Raw genomic sequence first — 17,882 nt, forward strand, 5'->3', positions numbered from 1 at the left:
CTGCATATTTTGGTGGTAATGAGCGGCCAGCTGGGTCAGCCTGAAGACATTCCGCCGACCGCAGCACCAGCCGGGCGCCAGAAGACAGCCGCGCGGTTCCAGCCAGCCCCGCCAGCAGAGAGGACCCATCAGATGCCCGATTTCAACGATATGTTCGAACTCACCATTGCCGACGTCGATCTGATCGAAACCGCGCTGCAACGCACGCGGGACGCACTGGCTGACGGCAGTCAGACCGTGCAGGGCATCGCCGGTCACAACCGCGCCGACAGCCTGCGCCAGATCCACGATCTGCTCGGGCGGCTGCACAATCAAAAGATTTTCTACAAACCAAAGGACGGGGTCTACGTCAGCGGCTAGCCGCGCCGCAGACCCCTGTTATCCCCGCAGAGTAATCAGGCGGCGTCCTGATCCGATTGCTGGCGCTGCCACAGATGCGCGTAGCGGCCTTCGCTGGCCAGCAGTTCGTCATGGGTGCCGCGCTCGGCGATCTCGCCCTGTTCCAGCACAATGATCTGGTCGGCCTCTGCAACCGTGCTCAGACGGTGGGCAATGGTGATCACCGTCCGCCCCTGCCCGGCGCGCGACAGCGCCTCCTTGATCTCTTGTTCTGTGTCGCTGTCCAGCGCCGATGTCGCCTCGTCCAGCAGCAGGATTGGCGGGTTCTTCAGCAGGGTGCGGGCAATGCCCACCCGCTGCTTCTCACCGCCCGACAGCTTCAGCCCCCGCTCGCCGACCTGCGTCTCATACCCCTCAGGCAGCCGCATGATGAAGTCGTGGATCTGCGCATCCCGCGCGGCCTGTTCCACCTCTTCCTGCGTGGCTCCGGCCCGGCCATAGGCGATATTGTAGCGGATCGTATCGTTGAACAGCACGGTATCCTGCGGCACCACGCCAATCGCGGCATGAAGGCTCTTTTGCGTGACATCCCGCACATCCTGCCCGTCAATGCGCAAGGCCCCGCGGGTGACATCATAGAACCGGAACAACAGCCGCCCGATAGTGGATTTGCCCGACCCGGTAGACCCAACGATGGCCACGGTCTGCCCCGCCGCCACCTCAATACTCACGCCCTTCAGGATCTGCCGGTCGCTGTCGTAGCCGAACTCCACATTCTCCAGCGTGATCGCACCGCCGTTGACCTGCAACACCTTGGCATCACCCCGATCCTTCACATCCGGGTCCTGTTCGATCAGATCGAACATCTCGCCCATATCCACAAGGCTCTGACGGATCTCACGGTAGACGGTCCCGAGAAAGTTCAGCGGCACGGTGATCTGGATCATATAGGCGTTCACCATGACAAAATCGCCCACCGTCAGATTACCCTGCTGCACGCCGATCGCGGCCATCACCATCACCACCACCAGACCGCCGGTGATCACCAGGCTCTGGCCAAAGTTCAGGAATGCCAGCGAATAGGCAGTCTTCAGCGCGGCCTTGGCATAGGCCCGCATCGCCACGTCGTAGCGCTCGGTCTCACGATCCTCGGCGCCGAAATATTTGACCGTCTCATAGTTCAGCAGGCTGTCGATCGCCTTCTGGTTGGCATCGGTGTCCTGCTTGTTCATCTCGCGGCGCAGCTTCACCCGCCATTCCGTCACCGCAAAGGTGAACCAGACATAAAGCCCGACAGTGACCGCCACCACGACCAGATACCAGATGTCAAACAGCACCGCGAGGATGACGGCAACCAGCACCAGCTCCAGCACCAGAGGCCCGATGGAAAACAGAAGAAAGCGCAGCAGGAACTCCACGCCTTTGACGCCACGTTCGATAATCCGGCTCAGCCCGCCGGTTTTGCGGGTGATGTGATAGCGCATCGACAGGCGGTGAATATGGCGAAAGGTCTCCAGCGCCAGACGCCTCAGTGCCCGTTGACCAACAGGCGCAAACACCGCATCACGCAGCTGCTGAAACCCGGTGGTCAGAACCCGCGCCACGCCATAGGCCACCGTCAGACCAACAGCCCCCAACGCCAGAGGCGGCACGCCTTCTCCCGCAAGGCTATCGACCGCACCCTTGTAGAGCATCGGCGTATACACCGCGACCAGCTTGGCCAGGATCAGCACCGCCAGCGCCGCCACCACGCGGTATTTGACCCAGGCCTGATCCTTTGGCCACAGGTAGGGAAAAACGCGGCGCAGGGTGCGCAGGCCGGAACGGCGCTCCTCCTGCGCGGTGGTCATATCGCTGTCCGTCATCACATGTCCTTGTTGCAAGACCTCTGACATAGGGCCGTGCCGACCATTTGGCCAGCATGGCCCTGCGCCGTATCCCGACTTTTGGCCCGACTATTATCCCGGCCTTTGCGCAGGCCCCCCGCGCGGCGACAGTCGTCTTATTGCACCGGCACCGAGAATACCTGACCGGGGTAGATCAGATCCGGGTTGCGGATCGCCGCGCGGTTGGCATCAAACACCCGCACATACAGCAGCCCGTCGCCATAACGTTCGCGCGAAATCGCCCAGAGCGTATCGCCCTCCTGCACCGTGACCAGGCGCACCTGAGGTTGCGTGCCGGTTGGGGCGGCATCGGGGGCAGCTGCGGTTTCGACAGGCGGTTGCAGCACCTCCGGCGCTTCCCGTTTGAACGGGGTTTCAAGCCGGCTCAGCACCTTGCCCTCGGTATCCAACGCATCCAGTCGCAGCGCGTAGATCCCCGGCGCCACATTGGGCAGAATACCGGACCAGCGGCCTTCCTCATCCACCGGCAGATCGGCAATCGCCGCATTGTCGAGATAGGCGCGCACCACCGCATCCGCGCGCACCCGCCCGCTCAGCACCACGGAGCCCGCATCATCATAGGAAATGGTCTCCAGCGCCACGGTATCGGGCGCCTCTGCCAGTCGCGGCGTGGGGGGCTGGACCAGCGTCACGCCGCTGGCATCGGACCGCAGCACCGCCACCTGTTCCGGTGCGGCGGCGGCTGGCGCGTCCTGGCCCGTGGTCTGCGCCACATCCGCCGCAGCGGCCTCAGCCACCTCGACTGTGGTTTCCGCCACCTCGGCAGGTGCCACCGCACTATCCTCAGCCGGGCTGTCCACCGCAGCCTGCGCAACATCTGCGGGATCTGCATCCGGTTCTGCAGCCAGCTCTGCCACCACCGGTGCGGCAGGTGCAGCGCTCACAACAGGAGAGGCTTCAGCTGTTTCCGTTGCAGCGGTCGTGACCTCAGCCTGCACCGCCTCACTTGCCACCGCCTCACTCTGCACGGCCTCAGCCTGCGCAGCCTCGCTTTGAACGGCCACGGTCGCGGTTTCCTCGGCGGCCGCATCGGCTGCGACATCCGCTGCCACCGGCGCCTCGGCGACCGGGGCCTCAACCGCGTCGGCCTGTGCCACCTGCACCGGCGCGACGGGCACGACAGGTGCCAGAATGAACTCTGCATCAGAGGCCGCAACCGCCTCCCCCAAGCTGGCTGTCAGCGAAATCACCTGCGGCTGATCCGAGGGCGCAACCGAGGTGAACAGCACAAAGCTGCCATCCGACGGCACCGTCAGCGTCTCCAGCACCGCACCGTCCAGCATCAGCGAGATCACCGATCCCGGCGTCGCCCGCCCGACAACCATTCCGCTGCCATCGGTCTCAAATCGTGCAAGATCCATCTGCGGGGCTGTCAGCGTCACGGCGGGTGTTTCAGCAGACGTCTCATCTGCCGATGGCGCGGCCTCGACGGCGCTGGTCTCTGCTGCCCCTGCCACAACCACCTCGGCCGCCTGCTCGGCCTCGGCCGCCTGCTCCGCATCCGCGCGCGGCGCCGCTTCGACAGGCGCTTCACCGCCCGCAGGCTGATCGACCTCGGCCGGTGCCGCCACATCCGCCGCAGCCACTGTCACCTCGGTTTCTGCCACCGTCTCTTCGGGCGCATCGCTGCCCACCTCGGGCGAAGCCAGCTTGCGATCTGAGGCGGAGACGCTCGGCGTGATCACCACCTTGTCGCCATTGGCGGCGGAGCCATCGCCGCCCGCGCCGCGCTCACCACCGCCCCATTGCAGGAAAACCACCCCGCCCAGCACCGCGACCACCGCAGCAGCGCCCCCGATGGCGATGGCGGATATGCCACCTTTGCCCGTTACATCCGTCATTCCATTCCTTCCCTTCCGACCCCGAAAAGACCTCCACCGGTCGTCCTCGGGTCCGATCCTGCGGGATGTCCCCCCCGCTTGCTTGAGCCAGCCATACAATGCCGCTATCAGGGACCAAAGGACGACTTATTTCCCCGCCGAACACAACAAAAAAGGTGACTGCCATGCGTATTCATTCCGTCTGTGTGTATTGTGGATCGCGCGATGGGATCCGTCCGGCCTATGCCGAGGCCGCCGAGGCGCTCGGAACCGGCCTTGCCCAACAGGGCCAGCGGCTGGTCTATGGCGCCGGGGACGTCGGGCTGATGGGCCGGGTGGCGCGGGCGGCACAGGCGGCGGGCGGGCGCACCTTTGGCGTCATTCCCGAACATCTGGTCCGCCGCGAGGTCGCCAAGACCGACCTCAACACCTATGTGGTCACCGAAACCATGCACGAACGCAAAAAGGTGATGCTCTACAACGCCGATGCCGTGGTGGTGCTGCCGGGCGGTGCCGGCTCGCTTGACGAGCTGTTCGAGGCGCTGACCTGGCGTCAGCTCGACCTGCACCGGAAACCGATCCTGGTCCTCAACATCGACGGTTACTGGGATCCGCTGAAGGCCCTGGTGGAGCATGTGGTGGCCGAAGGGTTCGCGGGGGCCGAGACAACGGCGGCGCTCACCTGGGTCACCAGCGTCGAGGATGCGCTGACCGCGCTGCGCGGCTGATCTCGACAACAAATAACGCGGCGCATTCCTGCACCGCGTTGGTCTGTAAATTTGCCAGATAAATGCGTTTCGCGCACACCGCCGGGATCAGGCGGCCAGCTCCTGCTGGACAATCTTCTCGATCTCGTCGATCGGGTGGTTGGTCAGCGTCTTCGGGATCTCCGCCAGCACCAGATCCTGCACCTCCTTGTGCAGCTTGTCGCGCAGATTGCCGAGCACCTGCGGCGAGGCGACCAGAACGATCTTGCCCAGTTTGCCCTTGTGCGCCCGCTCATAGAGCAGCTCTGCGATATCGTCGGCAAAGCGCTCCTTGGCCAGTTCGTGCCAGTCGGTATCATCCAGCGCCGAACGGTGGCCAACACCGCCGTCGTGCATCCGGCCGGGACGGTTGGCCGATTGTTCGATATCGGAGGGATTGTCCTGCTCTTCCTTGCGGCGCACCTCCAGATGCGGGTTCTGCGCATCGGTGGTGTTTTGCAGCAGCAATGCCTTTTCGCTGTCGGTCACCAGAACATATGTGCCGTGGTCTAGCTGAGCCATTATTGGTCCTCCTGCTCGTTGGATTTGGTCACCCGTGTCGCACCGACAGGGCGTTCCTTGGCACGTTTTTCCTCGTCCTCGGTCGCCACCTCCCGGGCCAGTCGGCCACCGGTGCGCCCGCCATGCGAAACGCTGCCCTCGGCGCCCAGGATTTCCTTGGTTTCCTGACGGCCATCCTTTGATCTCACGCGGTCTGCCATGTCGGTCCTCCATTTTTATCGGGGTTCACCAACACAACCGCCAAAGAGGCGTTTTGTTCCCCCCTCGGCGCGCCCCCGCGCAATAAAGAAAGGCCCCGTCCGATACCGGACGAGGCCCAAGATCAATCACTGATCCCAAAAGATCACATGCGCGAAGCGACGTTTTCCCAATTGACCAGATTGTCGAGGAAGTTGGTCAGATAGGCCGGACGCTTGTTGCGGAAATCAATATAGTAGGAATGCTCCCACACGTCACAGCCCAGCAGTGCTGTCTGACCAAAGCAGACCGGGTTCACGCCGTTTTCGGTCTTGGTCACCTTCAGGCCGCCGTCGGTGTCCTTGACCAGCCAGGCCCAGCCGGAGCCGAACTGACCCGCGCCTGCGGCAGAGAACTCTTCCTTGAACTTGTCAACGGAGCCAAAGCTGTCGACCAGAGCCTTTTCCAGCTCGCCCGGCATCTTGCTGTCGCCCGGACCCATCATTTCCCAGAACTGGTTGTGGTTCCACAGCTGGGAGATGTTGTTGAAGATACCGCTCTGGGCGACGGCATTTGCGTCATAGGTGCCCTTGATGATCTCTTCCATGGACTTGCCGTCCCACTCGGTGCCGGCGATCAGCTTGTTGCCGTTGTCCACATAGGCCTTGTGGTGCAGGTCGTGGTGGTATTCCAGCGTTTCTGCGGACATGCCTTTGGATGCCAGCGCGTCATGGGCATAAGGAAGATCGGGAAGTTCAAAAGCCATCTGGGCCCCCTGTATTGTCTGTTTCGTTCCTAGGCAGATACATGCGGCTGGTGCCCCCATTGGTCAAGGCCAAGCCGGGGAAACAGCTAAAAAATAACCCGGTCAGCGCGAAAAGAGGCAGCCGCCGCAGGCCGTTAGACGATCGGCAACGGATCCTGCACTGCGGGCTTACTTGCTCAGCTTGACGTTGCTGCGGGTGCACGGCCCGCTGCCGGACGGACGGTTATCATAGCCATGCACGCGCGCTGTAATCGACAGCTTCATACGCGGCTCATCCATCGTGGCCGAATAGCTTGCCTTGGCAGACCCCGAACGCGCATCAATATTATTGACGGTCCACTTCAGCTTGAGCCGGTTTTTGGAACGCAGATCGTAAGGCACGATCATCGGGGTTTTCTGTACGCTGGCAATAACGCCATCCATCACGCCCGTGACTTTCTGGTCATGATCGACAAAGACCAGAACACGCGGCGACAGCCATCCGTATTTCTCATAGGAGGTGATCTGGCAATCATAGGTCACCGGTGCCGCGACAACGGGCGCTGCGGCAAATAGGGTGCAGGCCGCCACTGCGGCTCTGATCAAAGATTTCATCGGGAATGCTCGCGCTCTCAGGAAATGGATACAGCCGCTATATCGTCAATCGCGCGCAGGTTGTGAAGTCTTTTCTATGGAATTGCCGCTACGATGCAGCCGCGACATCATCAGCTAACTTGTGACCTGGGCGCATTGGCCGATGCCGCGTGGCGATTTCTCCCCGACGCCACCGGAGATCACCTTTACCGACAGTTTCTTGTTCTGGGTGTTGAACACCGCGCGATAATGGGTTTCCACCGCGCTCGCGCCATTGCCGACCGAGGCGCTGGTGACCGTCCAGCTGACCCGGTAGGAGATATCGCTGATGCGGAAAAACCCGGCCTTCAGCGGGCGGCCGGACAGCGCACTGACATTGCCGGAATGCACCACTTCCGCCGACCATTCATCGTGGAAACGCAGGCTGATCAGCGGCGGGATCCACCCTCGGCCAGACAGCGATTTCACCTTGCAGGTATAAATCCCTTCCAGCGCCGCCGCCGGGGTCGCCAGACCGGTGCCAAGTGCCACGCAGGCAGCAAAGCCCAGCGTCCTTGCAATTGGCAGCAGCAGGTCAGCGACCTTGAACATATTAACCTCCCACCAGTTAATACAGCATAGCCCGGCTATGCAGCAGACAGATAACTCCCGAATTGGCGGTGATCATGAATCACAAATGGTGAAGAACCAACAAAGCCAAGTAAAAAGTGCCCCCGGAAATCCAGAAGCACTTTACCTGCACGTAAAACGCACCACAAGGCTAAATTGCCTTAACCAGTTAACGCACCTACCTTAGATTGTGGATGAGCGGCGGTGCATAACAAGTTGTAGACATATCCGCCCACTGAACGGAAGCAAACGATGTGAAATGCACCGTTATTGTCCAGCCAGAAGGCCGCCGCCACCTGCGCCATGCGCGTGCGGCGAAACTGGCCCGGTTTAAAGGCCTCAGCCGACATATCGACCGGGCAGATTTTCGCCAGAACTTCGCGGGCGCTGTCACCGGACAGACGGAACAGACCACGGGCGTCGGAGACATTGACGGCCAGCGCATGTTCGCCTTTCAGCGCCTCTGCCAGATCCGCCACCTTGGCGTCAACCTCGCCGTAAGGCACCAGCAGCAGCAGCTCGTCCGGCGACATCCAGGCCACACCGCCCTGCTCGGTCAGGGAGATCTGACCGCTGGTCGGCACATCCGCGCCGGTGGCGGCCTTTACAGCCGCCTTCAGGGTGGCAGAGGCCAGATCGCCGCGCAGAGTGATCATACCCTGCAACCCGCTGTCCTCGACCTGTGCCAGACCGGAGAATTTCGCCCCATTCATTGCGCTGACAGGATCAGACATTCTGCTTCTCCCCTTCCTTGTCGTAAAAGACCTGATCGACGATCTTGGCCTTGTAGATTGTCCCGTCGGTGCCGGGGAACTCGATCACCTCGCCCATCCGCTTCGGACCATGCTTGACCAGACCCATGGCAATGCCACGGCCCAGATTGGCCGAATAATAGGTCGAGGTGACGCGCCCGATGGTGTTTTTCTGGCCATTGGCGTTGACACCATTGCCGACCGCATAGGCGCCATCCGGCAGGACCGACCCGTCTACGGTTTCCAGACCCACCAGCTGCCAGCGGTCGGGATCGGCCATGTGGCTGCGGGAATGCGCGCGTTTGCCGAGGAAATCCTCTTTCTTCTTCGACAGCGCCCAGTTGAGCCCCAGATCCTGCGGGATAACGGTCCCGTCAGTCTCGTCGCCGATCATGATAAAGCCCTTTTCGGCCCGCAGGATGTGCAGACATTCGGTGCCATAAGGCATCACCCCGAATTCCTTGCCCGCCTCCATCAACGCAGTCCAGAACGCCTGACCTTCGGAGGCCGCAACCGCGATCTCGTAGGACAATTCGCCCGAGAAGGAGATGCGGTAGGCCCGCGCCTTGAAGCCGCCGATTTCCCCATCACGCCATTCCATGAAGGGCAGCGCCTCCTTGGAGACATCCATACCGCCGCCCGCTTTTTCATTCAGCTTTTCCAGCACCTTGCGGGCGTTGGGGCCAACGACGGCGACCTGCGCCAGCTGTTCGGTGACATTGGCAACATAGACTTTCCAGTCCCACCATTCGGTCTGCAGCCATTCTTCCATGTGGCCATGGATCCGCTCGGCACCGCCGGTGGTGGTGTGGCAAAGCCAGGTGTCATCATCAATACGCGCAACCACGCCGTCGTCGATCAGGAAACCGTTCTCCGAACACATCAGACCATAGCGGCATTTGCCCGGCTTCAGCGTCGACATCATGTTGGTATACATCATGTCTAGGAACTTGCCCGCATCCGGCCCTTTGACGACCAGCTTGCCGAGGGTCGAGGCATCCAGCAGGCCGAGGTTCTCGCGGGTGTTCCTCACCTCGCGGTTCACCGCGTCATGCACGCTCTCGCCGGAGCGAACATAGGCGTAGGGGCGACGCCACTGGCCAACCGGTTCCCAATCCGCCCCATTGCTGTCGTGCCAGTCATACATCGGCGTCTTGCGCAGCGGCTGGAAGATCTCCCCGCGGGCCTCACCGCCGATCGCCCCCATCGAAATCGGGTGATAGGGCGGACGGAAGGTGGTGGTGCCCACTTGCGGGATTTCAGACCCCAGCGCATCAGCAAGGATCGCCAGACCGTTGATATTGCTCAACTTCCCCTGATCCGTCGCCATGCCCAGCGTGGTGTAGCGCTTGGTATGTTCGACGCTTTCGAACCCTTCGCGCGCGGCCAGCTGCACATCCGACACTTTGACGTCGTTCTGATAGTCCAGCCAGGTTTTCATCCGCAGCTTGATGTCGGCCTTGGCAGGCATCAGCCAGACCGGCTCCATCGCCGTCTCTGTCGGGGCATCACCAACGGGCGCGGTGCCTGCCTTGACCTTGCGGCCAGCAGCCTTCGCCGCCGCCTCGCCTGCGGCCTGCGCATCGCTCAGCGCCTCCGCCAGACCAGCGGCACCATTGGCAGCTCCCGCCGCAATCACAAAACCCTTGCCATCCGCACCCAGCGGCGGACGGGTTGCATCGGGGCGGAAGTTCGCATGGGTCTGATCCCAGACCAGCTTGCCGCCGCAGTGGGACCACAGATGCACCACCGGCGACCAGCCGCCGGACATCGCGACCGCATCGGCCTCGACCTCCTCCTGCGCACCACCTTCGCCGTTCTGGGCACAGATCGCCACCGAGGTGACGCGCTTGCCGCCTTTCACCTTGGCAATGGCCCGGCCACATTCGACGCGGATGCCCAGCTGACGAACCTCTTCCATCAGCGCGCCGCCGCCGCTGTCGCGGGCATCCAGCACGCGCACCACCTCGACACCCGCAGCATGCAGCGCAATCGCGGTGCGATAGGCGTCATCATTGTTGGTGGCCACAACCACTTTCTGGCCGGGTGTCACCCCCCAGTTCACCGCATAGTCGCGCATCGAGGCCGCCAGCATCACGCCCGGCACATCATTGCCCGCAAAGGACAAAGGCCGTTCAATCGCACCGGTCGCCGTCACAATCTGGCTGGCCCGGATCCGCCACAGACGGTGGCGCGGACCACCCTGCCCCGGCGCATGATCGGTCAGACGCTCATACCCCAGCGCATAGCCGTGATCATAGACGCCCGCGCCCATGCAGCGGTCGCGCAGCAGCACATTGTCCATGCCCCGCAGCTCGGCGAGGGTTTTCTCGACCCAAGCGCCGGGTTCCATCCCGTCGATGGTGCCGCCATCAACCGGCGCGCGGCCGCCCCAATAGTTGTGCTGCTCCAGCAGCAGAACCTTGGCACCGGACATCGCCGCAGCCTTGGCCGCCTGCAAACCCGCAACACCACCACCAATCACCAGCACATCGACGAAATAATAGAAATGCTCGTAGGTGTCGGCGTCCTTCAGCTCCTTGTCGGGCGCTTTGCCCAGACCGGCGGACTGGCGGATGATCGGCTCGTAGACATGTTTCCACAGCGGACGCGGGTGGATGAACATCTTGTAGTAGAACCCCGCAGGCAGGAACCGCGCCAGCGCGTTATTGGCCACGCCCACGTCGAACTCAAGGCTCGGCCAATGGTTCTGCGACTGCGCCGACAGGCCCGAGAACAGCTCGGTCGTGGTGGCGCGCTGGTTGGGTTCAAACCGGTCGCCGGTGCCCAGACCAACAAGGGCGTTGGGCTCTTCCGGGCCAGCCGCAACCAGACCGCGCGGGCGGTGATATTTGAACGAGCGGCCAACCATCATCTGGTCATTGGCCAACAGGGCCGACGCCAGCGTGTCGCCTGCATAGCCCTTCATCCGCTTGCCGTTGAAGGTGAATTCGATCGGTTTGGAGCGGTCGATCAACCGGCCGTTTTTGGCAAGGCGCGTGCTCATGTGGCGGACCTTTCGCAAGAGAGGGCGACGAAAAGGGAGGTAACGTTCAGACAGGCGATCATTTCAGATCCCGCCATGTCCAACCGGGGCGCTTGGCCGTGACCGCATCCAGAATGTCCTTGGGCGGCTCGGTGGTCTGGGCGCTGTAGGTGCCAAAAACCTCAAGCGTGGTGGTGCAGCGCGCAGCATGGAACCACTTGCCGCAGCCATTGGCATGGCGCCAGCGCTCAAAATGCACGCCCTTGGGGTTTTCGCGCATGAACAGATAGTCATGAAACTCGTCATCCGACGAGCCGGGACCAAAACGCTTCAGATGCGCCTCGCCACCAGCGGCCAGTTCAGTTTCTTCGGCTTTGACGCCGCAATAGGGGCATTCAAGGATCAGCATTGTGCTTGCTCCGTAAAATTGAATTCTGCAGCGTTAGTGCGCCACACCGGCGGCGACGCTCTCGTCGATGAATTTGCCTTCCTTGAAGCGCATCATCGAAAACTCTTCGGCCAGCGGCGAATGACCTGTGGCCATCAGCTCCGCCATCGCCCAGCCAGAGCCCGGGATCGCCTTGAAACCGCCGGTACCCCAGCCTGCGTTGACAAAGATATTGCCAACCGGCGTCTTGGAGATCAGCGGCGAGCGGTCGCCGGTCACATCCACGATCCCGCCCCACTGGCGCAGCATCTTCAGACGGCTGACCATCGGGAAGGTCTCGTTGAGCGCGCGCACGGTTTCCTCGATATGATGGAAAGATCCGCGCTGGGTGTAGTTGTTGAACCCGTCGGTGCCGCCGCCGATGACCATCTCGCCCTTGTCGGACTGCGACATGTAGCCATGCACGGTATTGGCCATCACAACCACATCCATGCAGGGTTTGATCGGCTCGGACACCAGCGCCTGCAGCGCCACGCTTTCCACCGGCAGACGGAAACCCGCCATGTCCGACAGATGCGAACAATTGCCCGCAACCACCATGCCCAGTTTGTCGCAGTCGATGGCGCCCTTGGTGGTGTCGACGCCAACCACGCGGCCATTCTCATTGCGCACGCCGGTGACTTCACACTGCTGAATGATGTCCATACCCATGTTGGAACAGGCCCGCGCATAGCCCCAGGCCACCGCATCGTGGCGCGCGGTGCCGCCGCGTTCCTGCCAGAGGCCGCCCAGAACCGGATAGCGCGGCCCTTCGAGGTTGATGATCGGCACCAGCTCCTTCACGCGCGCAGGCTCGATCCATTCGGTCTGCACGCCTTGCAGGGCATTGGCATGGGCGGTGCGCTTGTAGCCGCGCACCTCATGCTCGGTCTGCGCCAGCATGATCACGCCGCGCGGGCTGAACATCACGTTGTAGTTGATGTCCTGGCTCATCGTCTCATAGAGCGAGCGCGCCTTCTCATAGATCGCCGCCGAGGGATCCTGCAGGTAGTTGGAGCGGATGATGGTGGTGTTACGCCCGGTATTCCCGCCGCCCAGCCAGCCCTTTTCCAGAACGGCGACATTGGTGATGCCGAAATTCTTGCCAAGGAAATAGGCTGTGGCCAGACCATGCCCCCCGGCCCCGACGATGATCACATCATAGTGGCGTTTCGGTTCAGGCGAGCGCCAGGCGCGTTCCCATCCGGTGTGGTAGCGCAGCGCCTCACGCGCGACAGCAAAGGCAGAATAACGTTTCATGGGCGAATCCGTGGTTCGAGACTGCTACCGGGTATGCACCACAGATCGCCCCGGGCTGCGCCGTTTATCGTCGCAATCGTGCATGGTTGCGACATGCGGACCCAAAGACGACGCGCCGCCGCCGCTATGCCCGCCGCTTTGCCCGAAGCTGTAGGCTGAGCTTTGCCTGTGCTTTGGCGCGCAGGCGGCCCTCCGACCAGCCGGGACAGCGCGCCGCAGCAGTTAGGCCTTTTTTCCGCGCCTGCGCCCCTATACATGAGTGTGAAACTGCGGGAGCCGCCATGACCTTCTGGATTGTCATCAGTCTTATCACGCTGGCCACGGCCATTCTGCTGTCCCTTGTGCTGTTGCGGGGCCGTGACAGCGGCGCGCCTGCTGCGGCCTATGATCTTCAGGTCTATCGCCAGCAGCTGCGCGACGTGGACAAGGATCTGGCGCGTGGCGTGCTGCAGGAGGGCGACGCCGAACGGGTCCGCACAGAGATTTCGCGCCGCATCCTGACCGCCGATGCCCAGGCGCAGGCCGCCGCCACCGGCCGCTCGCAGCCGCGCCTGCTGACCGGCGCAACCGCTGTTGTGCTGACCACTGTGATCTGCGCCGGCACCTATCTGCTCTATGCCAATCTCGGGGCACCCGGATACAGCGATCTGGGCCTGCAGCTGCGGATTGATGCCGCCGCCGAACGCGCCGCCAGCCGCCCCTCGCAGGCCGAAGCCGAGGCCGATGCCCCCGCCCGCCCCGAACGCGTGGTGGAACCCGGATACGCGACCCTGGTCGATCAGCTGCGCGACACCGCCGCCGCCCGCACCAACGACGCCCAGGGCCAGGCGCTGCTCGCCCAGCATGAGGCGAACCTCGGCAATTTCGCCGCCGCCGCGCAGGCCAAGGCCAATTACATCCGCATCATGTCCGGCGACGTCGAGGCGCGTGATTTCGGCGAGCTGGCAGAGCTGCAGATCATGGCCGCAGGCGGCTATGTCTCCCCAGAAGCCGAGGACGCCCTGCGCACCGCACTGACGCTCAACCGCTTTGATGGCGGCGCGCGCTACTACTGGGGGCTGATGATGGCGCAGATCGGCCGCCCGGACCTCGCCTATGAGGTCTGGAGCGAGACCCTGGCCATGGGACCGGAGGGCGCCCCCTGGATCACCGCCATCTCCGCCCAGATCGAGGATATCGCCTATCGCGCCGGGGTCGACTATACGCCGATCGCCCCCGGCAGCAGACCGGCCCCCGGCGGAACCCCGGCGCTCTCCGGTCCCAGCCAGGACGATATCGCCGCGGCCGGGGAGATGAGCGCGCAGGAACGCCAGCAGATGATCCGCGGCATGGTCGAGGGGCTGTCGCAGCGGCTGGCCGACAGCGGCGGCACACCGCAGGAATGGGCGCGGCTGATCGGCGCCCTTGCCGTGCTGCAAGAGACCGAGCGCGCGCAGGCGATCTACGCGGAGGCACAAGAGGTCTTTGCCGAGATGCCAGAGGCGCTCGCCACCATCACCGAAGCCGCGAAAAATGCAGGACTGACCCAATGATCCATGACGACTTCGAAGCCTTCGCCGCAGCCGTCCCCGCCTTCACCCCGATTGCGGGGCTGGATTTTGGCGACAAAACCGTTGGTGTCGCCATCTCCGACCGTATGGGCACCGTGGCGACGCCGCTGGAAACCATCCGGCGCAAGAAATTCACCCTGGATGCCGACCGCCTGTTCGAGATCGTCAAGACCCGCGAGGTCGGCGCCCTGCTGCTGGGGCTGCCGCGCAATATGGACGGCTCCGAAGGGCCGCGCTGCCAGAAAACCCGCGCCTTTGCCCGCAATCTGGCCAAGCTGACCGAACTGCCGATCGGCTTCTGGGACGAAAGGTTGAGCACGGTCGCCGCCGAAAGGGCGCTTCTGGAGGCGGATACGAGCCGAAAGCGTCGCGCAGAGGTGATCGACCATGTTGCCGCATCGTATATCCTGCAAGGGGCGCTGGATCGCATGCGCCATATCAAGGCGGGATAAAACGCATGAGTGACGAGGTCTGGAAACGTGACGAGGTGCAGTCCCCCTGCATCCAAATCTGTGTCGTCCACCCCGAGGCGCGGATCTGCACCGGCTGCTATCGCTCCATCGACGAAATCACCCGCTGGTCAAAGATGAGCAACGAAGAACGCGCCGAGCTGCTCGCAGCCCTGCCCGACCGCGCCAAGGAGCTGACCAAGCGCCGCGGCGGCCGCAGCGCCCGCCTAAACCGCAGCTAACGCGGCGCGCGGCACATGTCGTGTGGCAACGGATAGCGGGCTGACAGCGCTCGGCTTTTGCCCGCCAATGGTTGCGCACGCCCCGGTAACCTTCTGAAAATCATGCGGAATAACTGCTGACCCATTGTTTCGCACGCGAAACATTCAGGCAGGGATGCTGACCTTTTATCTGCCGGCACCTCATTCATCGGTACCTTCGATTCTTACCGAAATGCTCCTGACGGTGGCAGTTCGGACAGAGGGCAATCATGTTTTCCTCAACATCAGCACCGCCTTCGCTTAGCCATTTTTTGTGATGCACCTCCAAAAACCACCCACCATTTGGGGTTTCGAAAGACTTGTTTTGACACGCGCCACAGATACCGTTGGCCCTCTGTCTCACTCGTTGACTAACTTCGGAGTTTCGAACGAACCGGTTGCTCACGCCCTTTCTGAAAGCTGGCCCCGCTTGACCACCTGTAACATCGGGAAAAGCAAATCCATTGCGTTTCTCCGCCATGAAGGGTGGTACGTATACACGATGCGGAGCAATCAATTCATCTGCATCGAACCCTCGCATGCCAAGGCGGCGCTGCCGGAGTTCATCGAACCGAACAATATGATATCCAAGGGTCGATAACTCGCCTTGGAACCGTTGAGATGTAAAATTGTTCGGATCAATATTTTCGCCCACTAGGCGCAATGCCATACGCACCACCGGTTTTAGATCCCATAGCTCAAAATCAATACGGCATAGAATGTAGGTGCTGGTTGACGGCGTGTATTTGACACCATGGTGGTTCCCGGCCTTAAAGCTCTCCAAAGCCTGCCGCAGGTGCTGAGCCTCGACACCATATTCTCTAAGTGACTTCACCCAACGTCCTTCCCAACTAAAGTGATCTCAACACTGAAGAACCCAATGATGCCCTCTACTCCCACTCCGCCAGCCACCTCTGGGTCCAATTCGCCAGCTCGGGACGGAAATAGGCGATCATGCGGCCCTCTTCGGGGGCGCTGGCCCCCTCGGCCCATGGCGCGACACCATGCAGGCACAGCCGGTGCATCAGATAGGCCTCACCGGGGCGGGCTGAAACCGTGATCCTTGGGCAGGTGTCAAACACCTCCCGGCGCGCAGCGGTATAGGCGTCGGTCACATCCACTTCGCCCCATTGCTGCGCAGGGACGCCCTGAAACAGCGCTGCAAAGGCGCGGCGCATGATCACATGGCTGCCCTCCCAGATCACCAGCGGCGAAGCATCGGGACTGCTGACATTCAGCGGCAGCCCCAGCACCCAGGCATGGGGTTCCTCGACCCGGCGGCGACGGGTCTCCCCGAACATCTTCACCCCGTCCACATGCGCCGCGTCGCGGTTGATCCGGTAGCGCAGCGCCGCCTCCCCCTCACCTGGGCGCGGCCGTGGATAGCCCGGAAAGACAGAGGAGACCTGCGCGCGATGCAGATCCGGCAGGCCGCCAAGATGGGCGCTGATGAAGTCGATGGCGGGGCCGGCCAGCGGCGGCCCCTCGGGCAGCTGGCCGCGCCCGTCATTGGGCAGCGCATCAACACCGATGAACCAGGTGCCCTCACATTGCAGCCAGTCGGCATTGGTCGGATCGTTGAGGGCCTGGATCCCGGCCTGATGGGCGTGGCGCGCCCAGGCCAATGTGGCAGCATGGGCCGGAAAATCACACCACCCCTTTGTCAAGAACCGCTGCCAATCCATTGCAAAACCTTACCAATACCTGAAATCAGAAGCCCAGAGACTTGCGCAGCATATTGAGCGCGACAAGGATCAGAAAGACCGCAAACACCCGTTTCAGCGGTTTCGGATCCATCGCATGGGCCAGCTTCACCCCCCAGGGGGCGGTGATCAGCGTCATCGCGATCACCACGACAAAGGCGACGAGATTAACCGCTCCAACGGTGAGTGGCGGGCGCGCTGCGGCCTCAACCGGCAGGAACAGAAAGCCAATCACCGACGGCACCGCGATGATCACACCAAAGCCCGCCGCCGTGGCCACAGCCCGGTGAATGGGCGTGGCATGCAGGCTCATCAATGGCACGCCAAAACTGCCGCCGCCGATGCCCATCAGCACCGACAGGAACCCGACCATGGGGGACAGGATGATGCGGCGCGCGCCCTTGGGCATCTCGTTGCCCAGCCGCCAATCGGAGCGGCCAAAGGCCATGTAACAACCAATCACCAGCGCCAGCACGCCAAACAGCGCCTGCAATGTGGTTGACCGCAAAGACGCCGCAACGGTGACGCCGACGATGGCGCCGATGGCAATTCCGGGCCCCCAGCCGCGCAGGATGTCCCAATCCACGGCCCCCTTCTTGTTGTGGCTCATCACCGAGCGCAGAGAGGTCACGATGATCGTCGCCAGAGACGTTGCCAGACACATCTGCATCAGCTGGTCGCCCCCATAGCCCAGCGTCTGAAACACGTAGAAAAACGCAGGCACCAGAACGATGCCGCCGCCAACCCCCAGCAGGCCCGCCAGAACCCCGGCCACCGCGCCTGTCACGATCAAGAGACCGGCCATCTGCGCCAGCACGGCAGGCTCCGGCCAGAGGGTGGCAGTGGTCACAAGACTGGTTGTCAGGGCTGACATCGGCGGCTCTCCTCTTACCCGGATCAGCGGCCGCAGACCGACCCCATCCGCAGCGGATATGGGCGGCTGTCTTGCGCTGACATTCCCATCCCCTAGCATGGGCGGGCAAAAATTGTCTCAGGAATTCGTGCGGCTTAGCAGCTTGTGGCGGTGACCCGTGGT

At 62.6% G+C, this 17,882-nt stretch carries 19 protein-coding genes; 5 read left to right on the forward strand and 14 right to left on the reverse strand.

Annotated elements, in window-relative coordinates:
* The first annotated feature begins 132 nt into the window (after window positions 1-132).
* Entirely contained in the window at window positions 133-360 is a 228-nt protein-coding gene (locus VWY75_RS10955) for a hypothetical protein (RefSeq protein ID WP_340545844.1), read from the forward strand.
* A gap of 35 nt (window positions 361-395) precedes the next feature.
* On the opposite strand, the gene VWY75_RS10960 is transcribed toward VWY75_RS10955, so the two are convergent.
* Both VWY75_RS10960 and VWY75_RS10965 read right to left on the reverse strand, forming a co-directional pair.
* The gene (locus VWY75_RS10960) at window positions 396-2,204 is read right to left on the reverse strand and encodes an ABCB family ABC transporter ATP-binding protein/permease (RefSeq protein ID WP_416538929.1); all 1,809 of its coding nucleotides are present in this window, start codon (window positions 2,202-2,204) and stop codon (window positions 396-398) included.
* 137 nt (window positions 2,205-2,341) lie between these two features.
* Complete coding sequence (locus VWY75_RS10965) at window positions 2,342-4,087, reverse strand: LysM peptidoglycan-binding domain-containing protein (protein ID WP_416538930.1); 1,746 nt, start codon at window positions 4,085-4,087, stop codon at window positions 2,342-2,344.
* Window positions 4,088-4,251: 164 nt separating this feature from the next.
* Between VWY75_RS10965 and VWY75_RS10970 the strand changes: the two genes are divergently transcribed.
* Window positions 4,252-4,794: a TIGR00730 family Rossman fold protein gene (locus VWY75_RS10970; RefSeq protein ID WP_340545847.1), complete on the forward strand. Its 543-nt coding sequence runs from the start codon at window positions 4,252-4,254 to the stop codon at window positions 4,792-4,794.
* Window positions 4,795-4,881: 87 nt separating this feature from the next.
* Here the strand turns inward: VWY75_RS10970 and VWY75_RS10975 are convergent, their stop codons facing one another.
* From VWY75_RS10975 to VWY75_RS11015, 9 genes are all read right to left on the reverse strand, one after another.
* A complete protein-coding gene (locus VWY75_RS10975) occupies window positions 4,882-5,334 on the reverse strand; it encodes a host attachment family protein (RefSeq protein WP_340545848.1) in 453 nt (150 codons plus the stop codon).
* The gene (locus VWY75_RS10980; protein ID WP_416538931.1) at window positions 5,334-5,534 is read right to left on the reverse strand and encodes a hypothetical protein; all 201 of its coding nucleotides are present in this window, start codon (window positions 5,532-5,534) and stop codon (window positions 5,334-5,336) included. Before VWY75_RS10980 ends, VWY75_RS10975 begins: the two co-directional genes overlap by 1 nt.
* 143 nt (window positions 5,535-5,677) lie before the next feature.
* On the reverse strand, window positions 5,678-6,277 hold the full coding sequence (locus VWY75_RS10985) for a superoxide dismutase (protein WP_102896828.1): 600 nt from the start codon (window positions 6,275-6,277) through the stop codon (window positions 5,678-5,680).
* Window positions 6,278-6,445: 168 nt separating this feature from the next.
* Window positions 6,446-6,871, reverse strand: coding sequence for a hypothetical protein (locus tag VWY75_RS10990; RefSeq protein WP_416534192.1), 426 nt, complete (start codon window positions 6,869-6,871; stop codon window positions 6,446-6,448).
* Between the two features lie 114 nt (window positions 6,872-6,985).
* Window positions 6,986-7,441: a hypothetical protein gene (locus VWY75_RS10995; RefSeq protein ID WP_340545851.1), complete on the reverse strand. Its 456-nt coding sequence runs from the start codon at window positions 7,439-7,441 to the stop codon at window positions 6,986-6,988.
* A 179-nt stretch (window positions 7,442-7,620) separates the two neighbouring features.
* Complete coding sequence (locus tag VWY75_RS11000) at window positions 7,621-8,193, reverse strand: sarcosine oxidase subunit gamma (protein WP_416538932.1); 573 nt, start codon at window positions 8,191-8,193, stop codon at window positions 7,621-7,623.
* Window positions 8,186-11,218, reverse strand: coding sequence for a sarcosine oxidase subunit alpha family protein (locus VWY75_RS11005; RefSeq protein WP_416538933.1), 3,033 nt, complete (start codon window positions 11,216-11,218; stop codon window positions 8,186-8,188). The genes VWY75_RS11000 and VWY75_RS11005 overlap by 8 nt, the downstream gene beginning before the upstream one ends.
* Before the next feature lie 58 nt (window positions 11,219-11,276).
* Window positions 11,277-11,606: a sarcosine oxidase subunit delta gene (locus VWY75_RS11010; RefSeq protein ID WP_340545854.1), complete on the reverse strand. Its 330-nt coding sequence runs from the start codon at window positions 11,604-11,606 to the stop codon at window positions 11,277-11,279.
* Between the two features lie 33 nt (window positions 11,607-11,639).
* Window positions 11,640-12,884, reverse strand: a complete 1,245-nt coding sequence (locus VWY75_RS11015) for a sarcosine oxidase subunit beta family protein (RefSeq protein WP_340545855.1) — start codon at window positions 12,882-12,884, stop codon at window positions 11,640-11,642.
* 281 nt (window positions 12,885-13,165) lie between these two features.
* On the opposite strand from VWY75_RS11015, the gene ccmI reads away from it, so the two are divergent.
* From ccmI to VWY75_RS11030, 3 genes are read left to right on the forward strand one after another with little or no spacing between them, the layout of a single operon-like run.
* The gene (gene ccmI / locus VWY75_RS11020) at window positions 13,166-14,416 is read left to right on the forward strand and encodes a c-type cytochrome biogenesis protein CcmI (protein ID WP_416538934.1); all 1,251 of its coding nucleotides are present in this window, start codon (window positions 13,166-13,168) and stop codon (window positions 14,414-14,416) included.
* A complete protein-coding gene (ruvX, locus tag VWY75_RS11025; RefSeq protein WP_340545857.1) occupies window positions 14,413-14,886 on the forward strand; it encodes a Holliday junction resolvase RuvX in 474 nt (157 codons plus the stop codon). The genes ccmI and ruvX overlap by 4 nt, the downstream gene beginning before the upstream one ends.
* A gap of 5 nt (window positions 14,887-14,891) precedes the next feature.
* On the forward strand, window positions 14,892-15,125 hold the full coding sequence (locus VWY75_RS11030; protein WP_340545858.1) for a DUF1289 domain-containing protein: 234 nt from the start codon (window positions 14,892-14,894) through the stop codon (window positions 15,123-15,125).
* A 184-nt stretch (window positions 15,126-15,309) separates the two neighbouring features.
* Here VWY75_RS11030 and VWY75_RS11035 read toward each other — a convergent pair whose 3' ends face one another.
* Genes VWY75_RS11035 through VWY75_RS11045 form a run of 3 tightly spaced genes read right to left on the reverse strand, consistent with a single transcriptional unit; the run spans window position 15,310 to window position 17,720 of the window.
* Window positions 15,310-15,978, reverse strand: a complete 669-nt coding sequence (locus VWY75_RS11035) for an HNH endonuclease (RefSeq protein ID WP_416538935.1) — start codon at window positions 15,976-15,978, stop codon at window positions 15,310-15,312.
* Between the two features lie 55 nt (window positions 15,979-16,033).
* Complete coding sequence (locus VWY75_RS11040) at window positions 16,034-16,828, reverse strand: hypothetical protein (protein WP_416538936.1); 795 nt, start codon at window positions 16,826-16,828, stop codon at window positions 16,034-16,036.
* Window positions 16,829-16,853: 25 nt separating this feature from the next.
* The gene (locus VWY75_RS11045; protein WP_416538937.1) at window positions 16,854-17,720 is read right to left on the reverse strand and encodes a sulfite exporter TauE/SafE family protein; all 867 of its coding nucleotides are present in this window, start codon (window positions 17,718-17,720) and stop codon (window positions 16,854-16,856) included.
* Between the last annotated feature and the right edge of the window lie 162 nt (window positions 17,721-17,882).

It is taken from the genome of Phaeobacter sp. JH20_08, from assembly GCF_048056635.1.
GTDB lineage: Bacteria > Pseudomonadota > Alphaproteobacteria > Rhodobacterales > Rhodobacteraceae > Phaeobacter > Phaeobacter bryozoorum.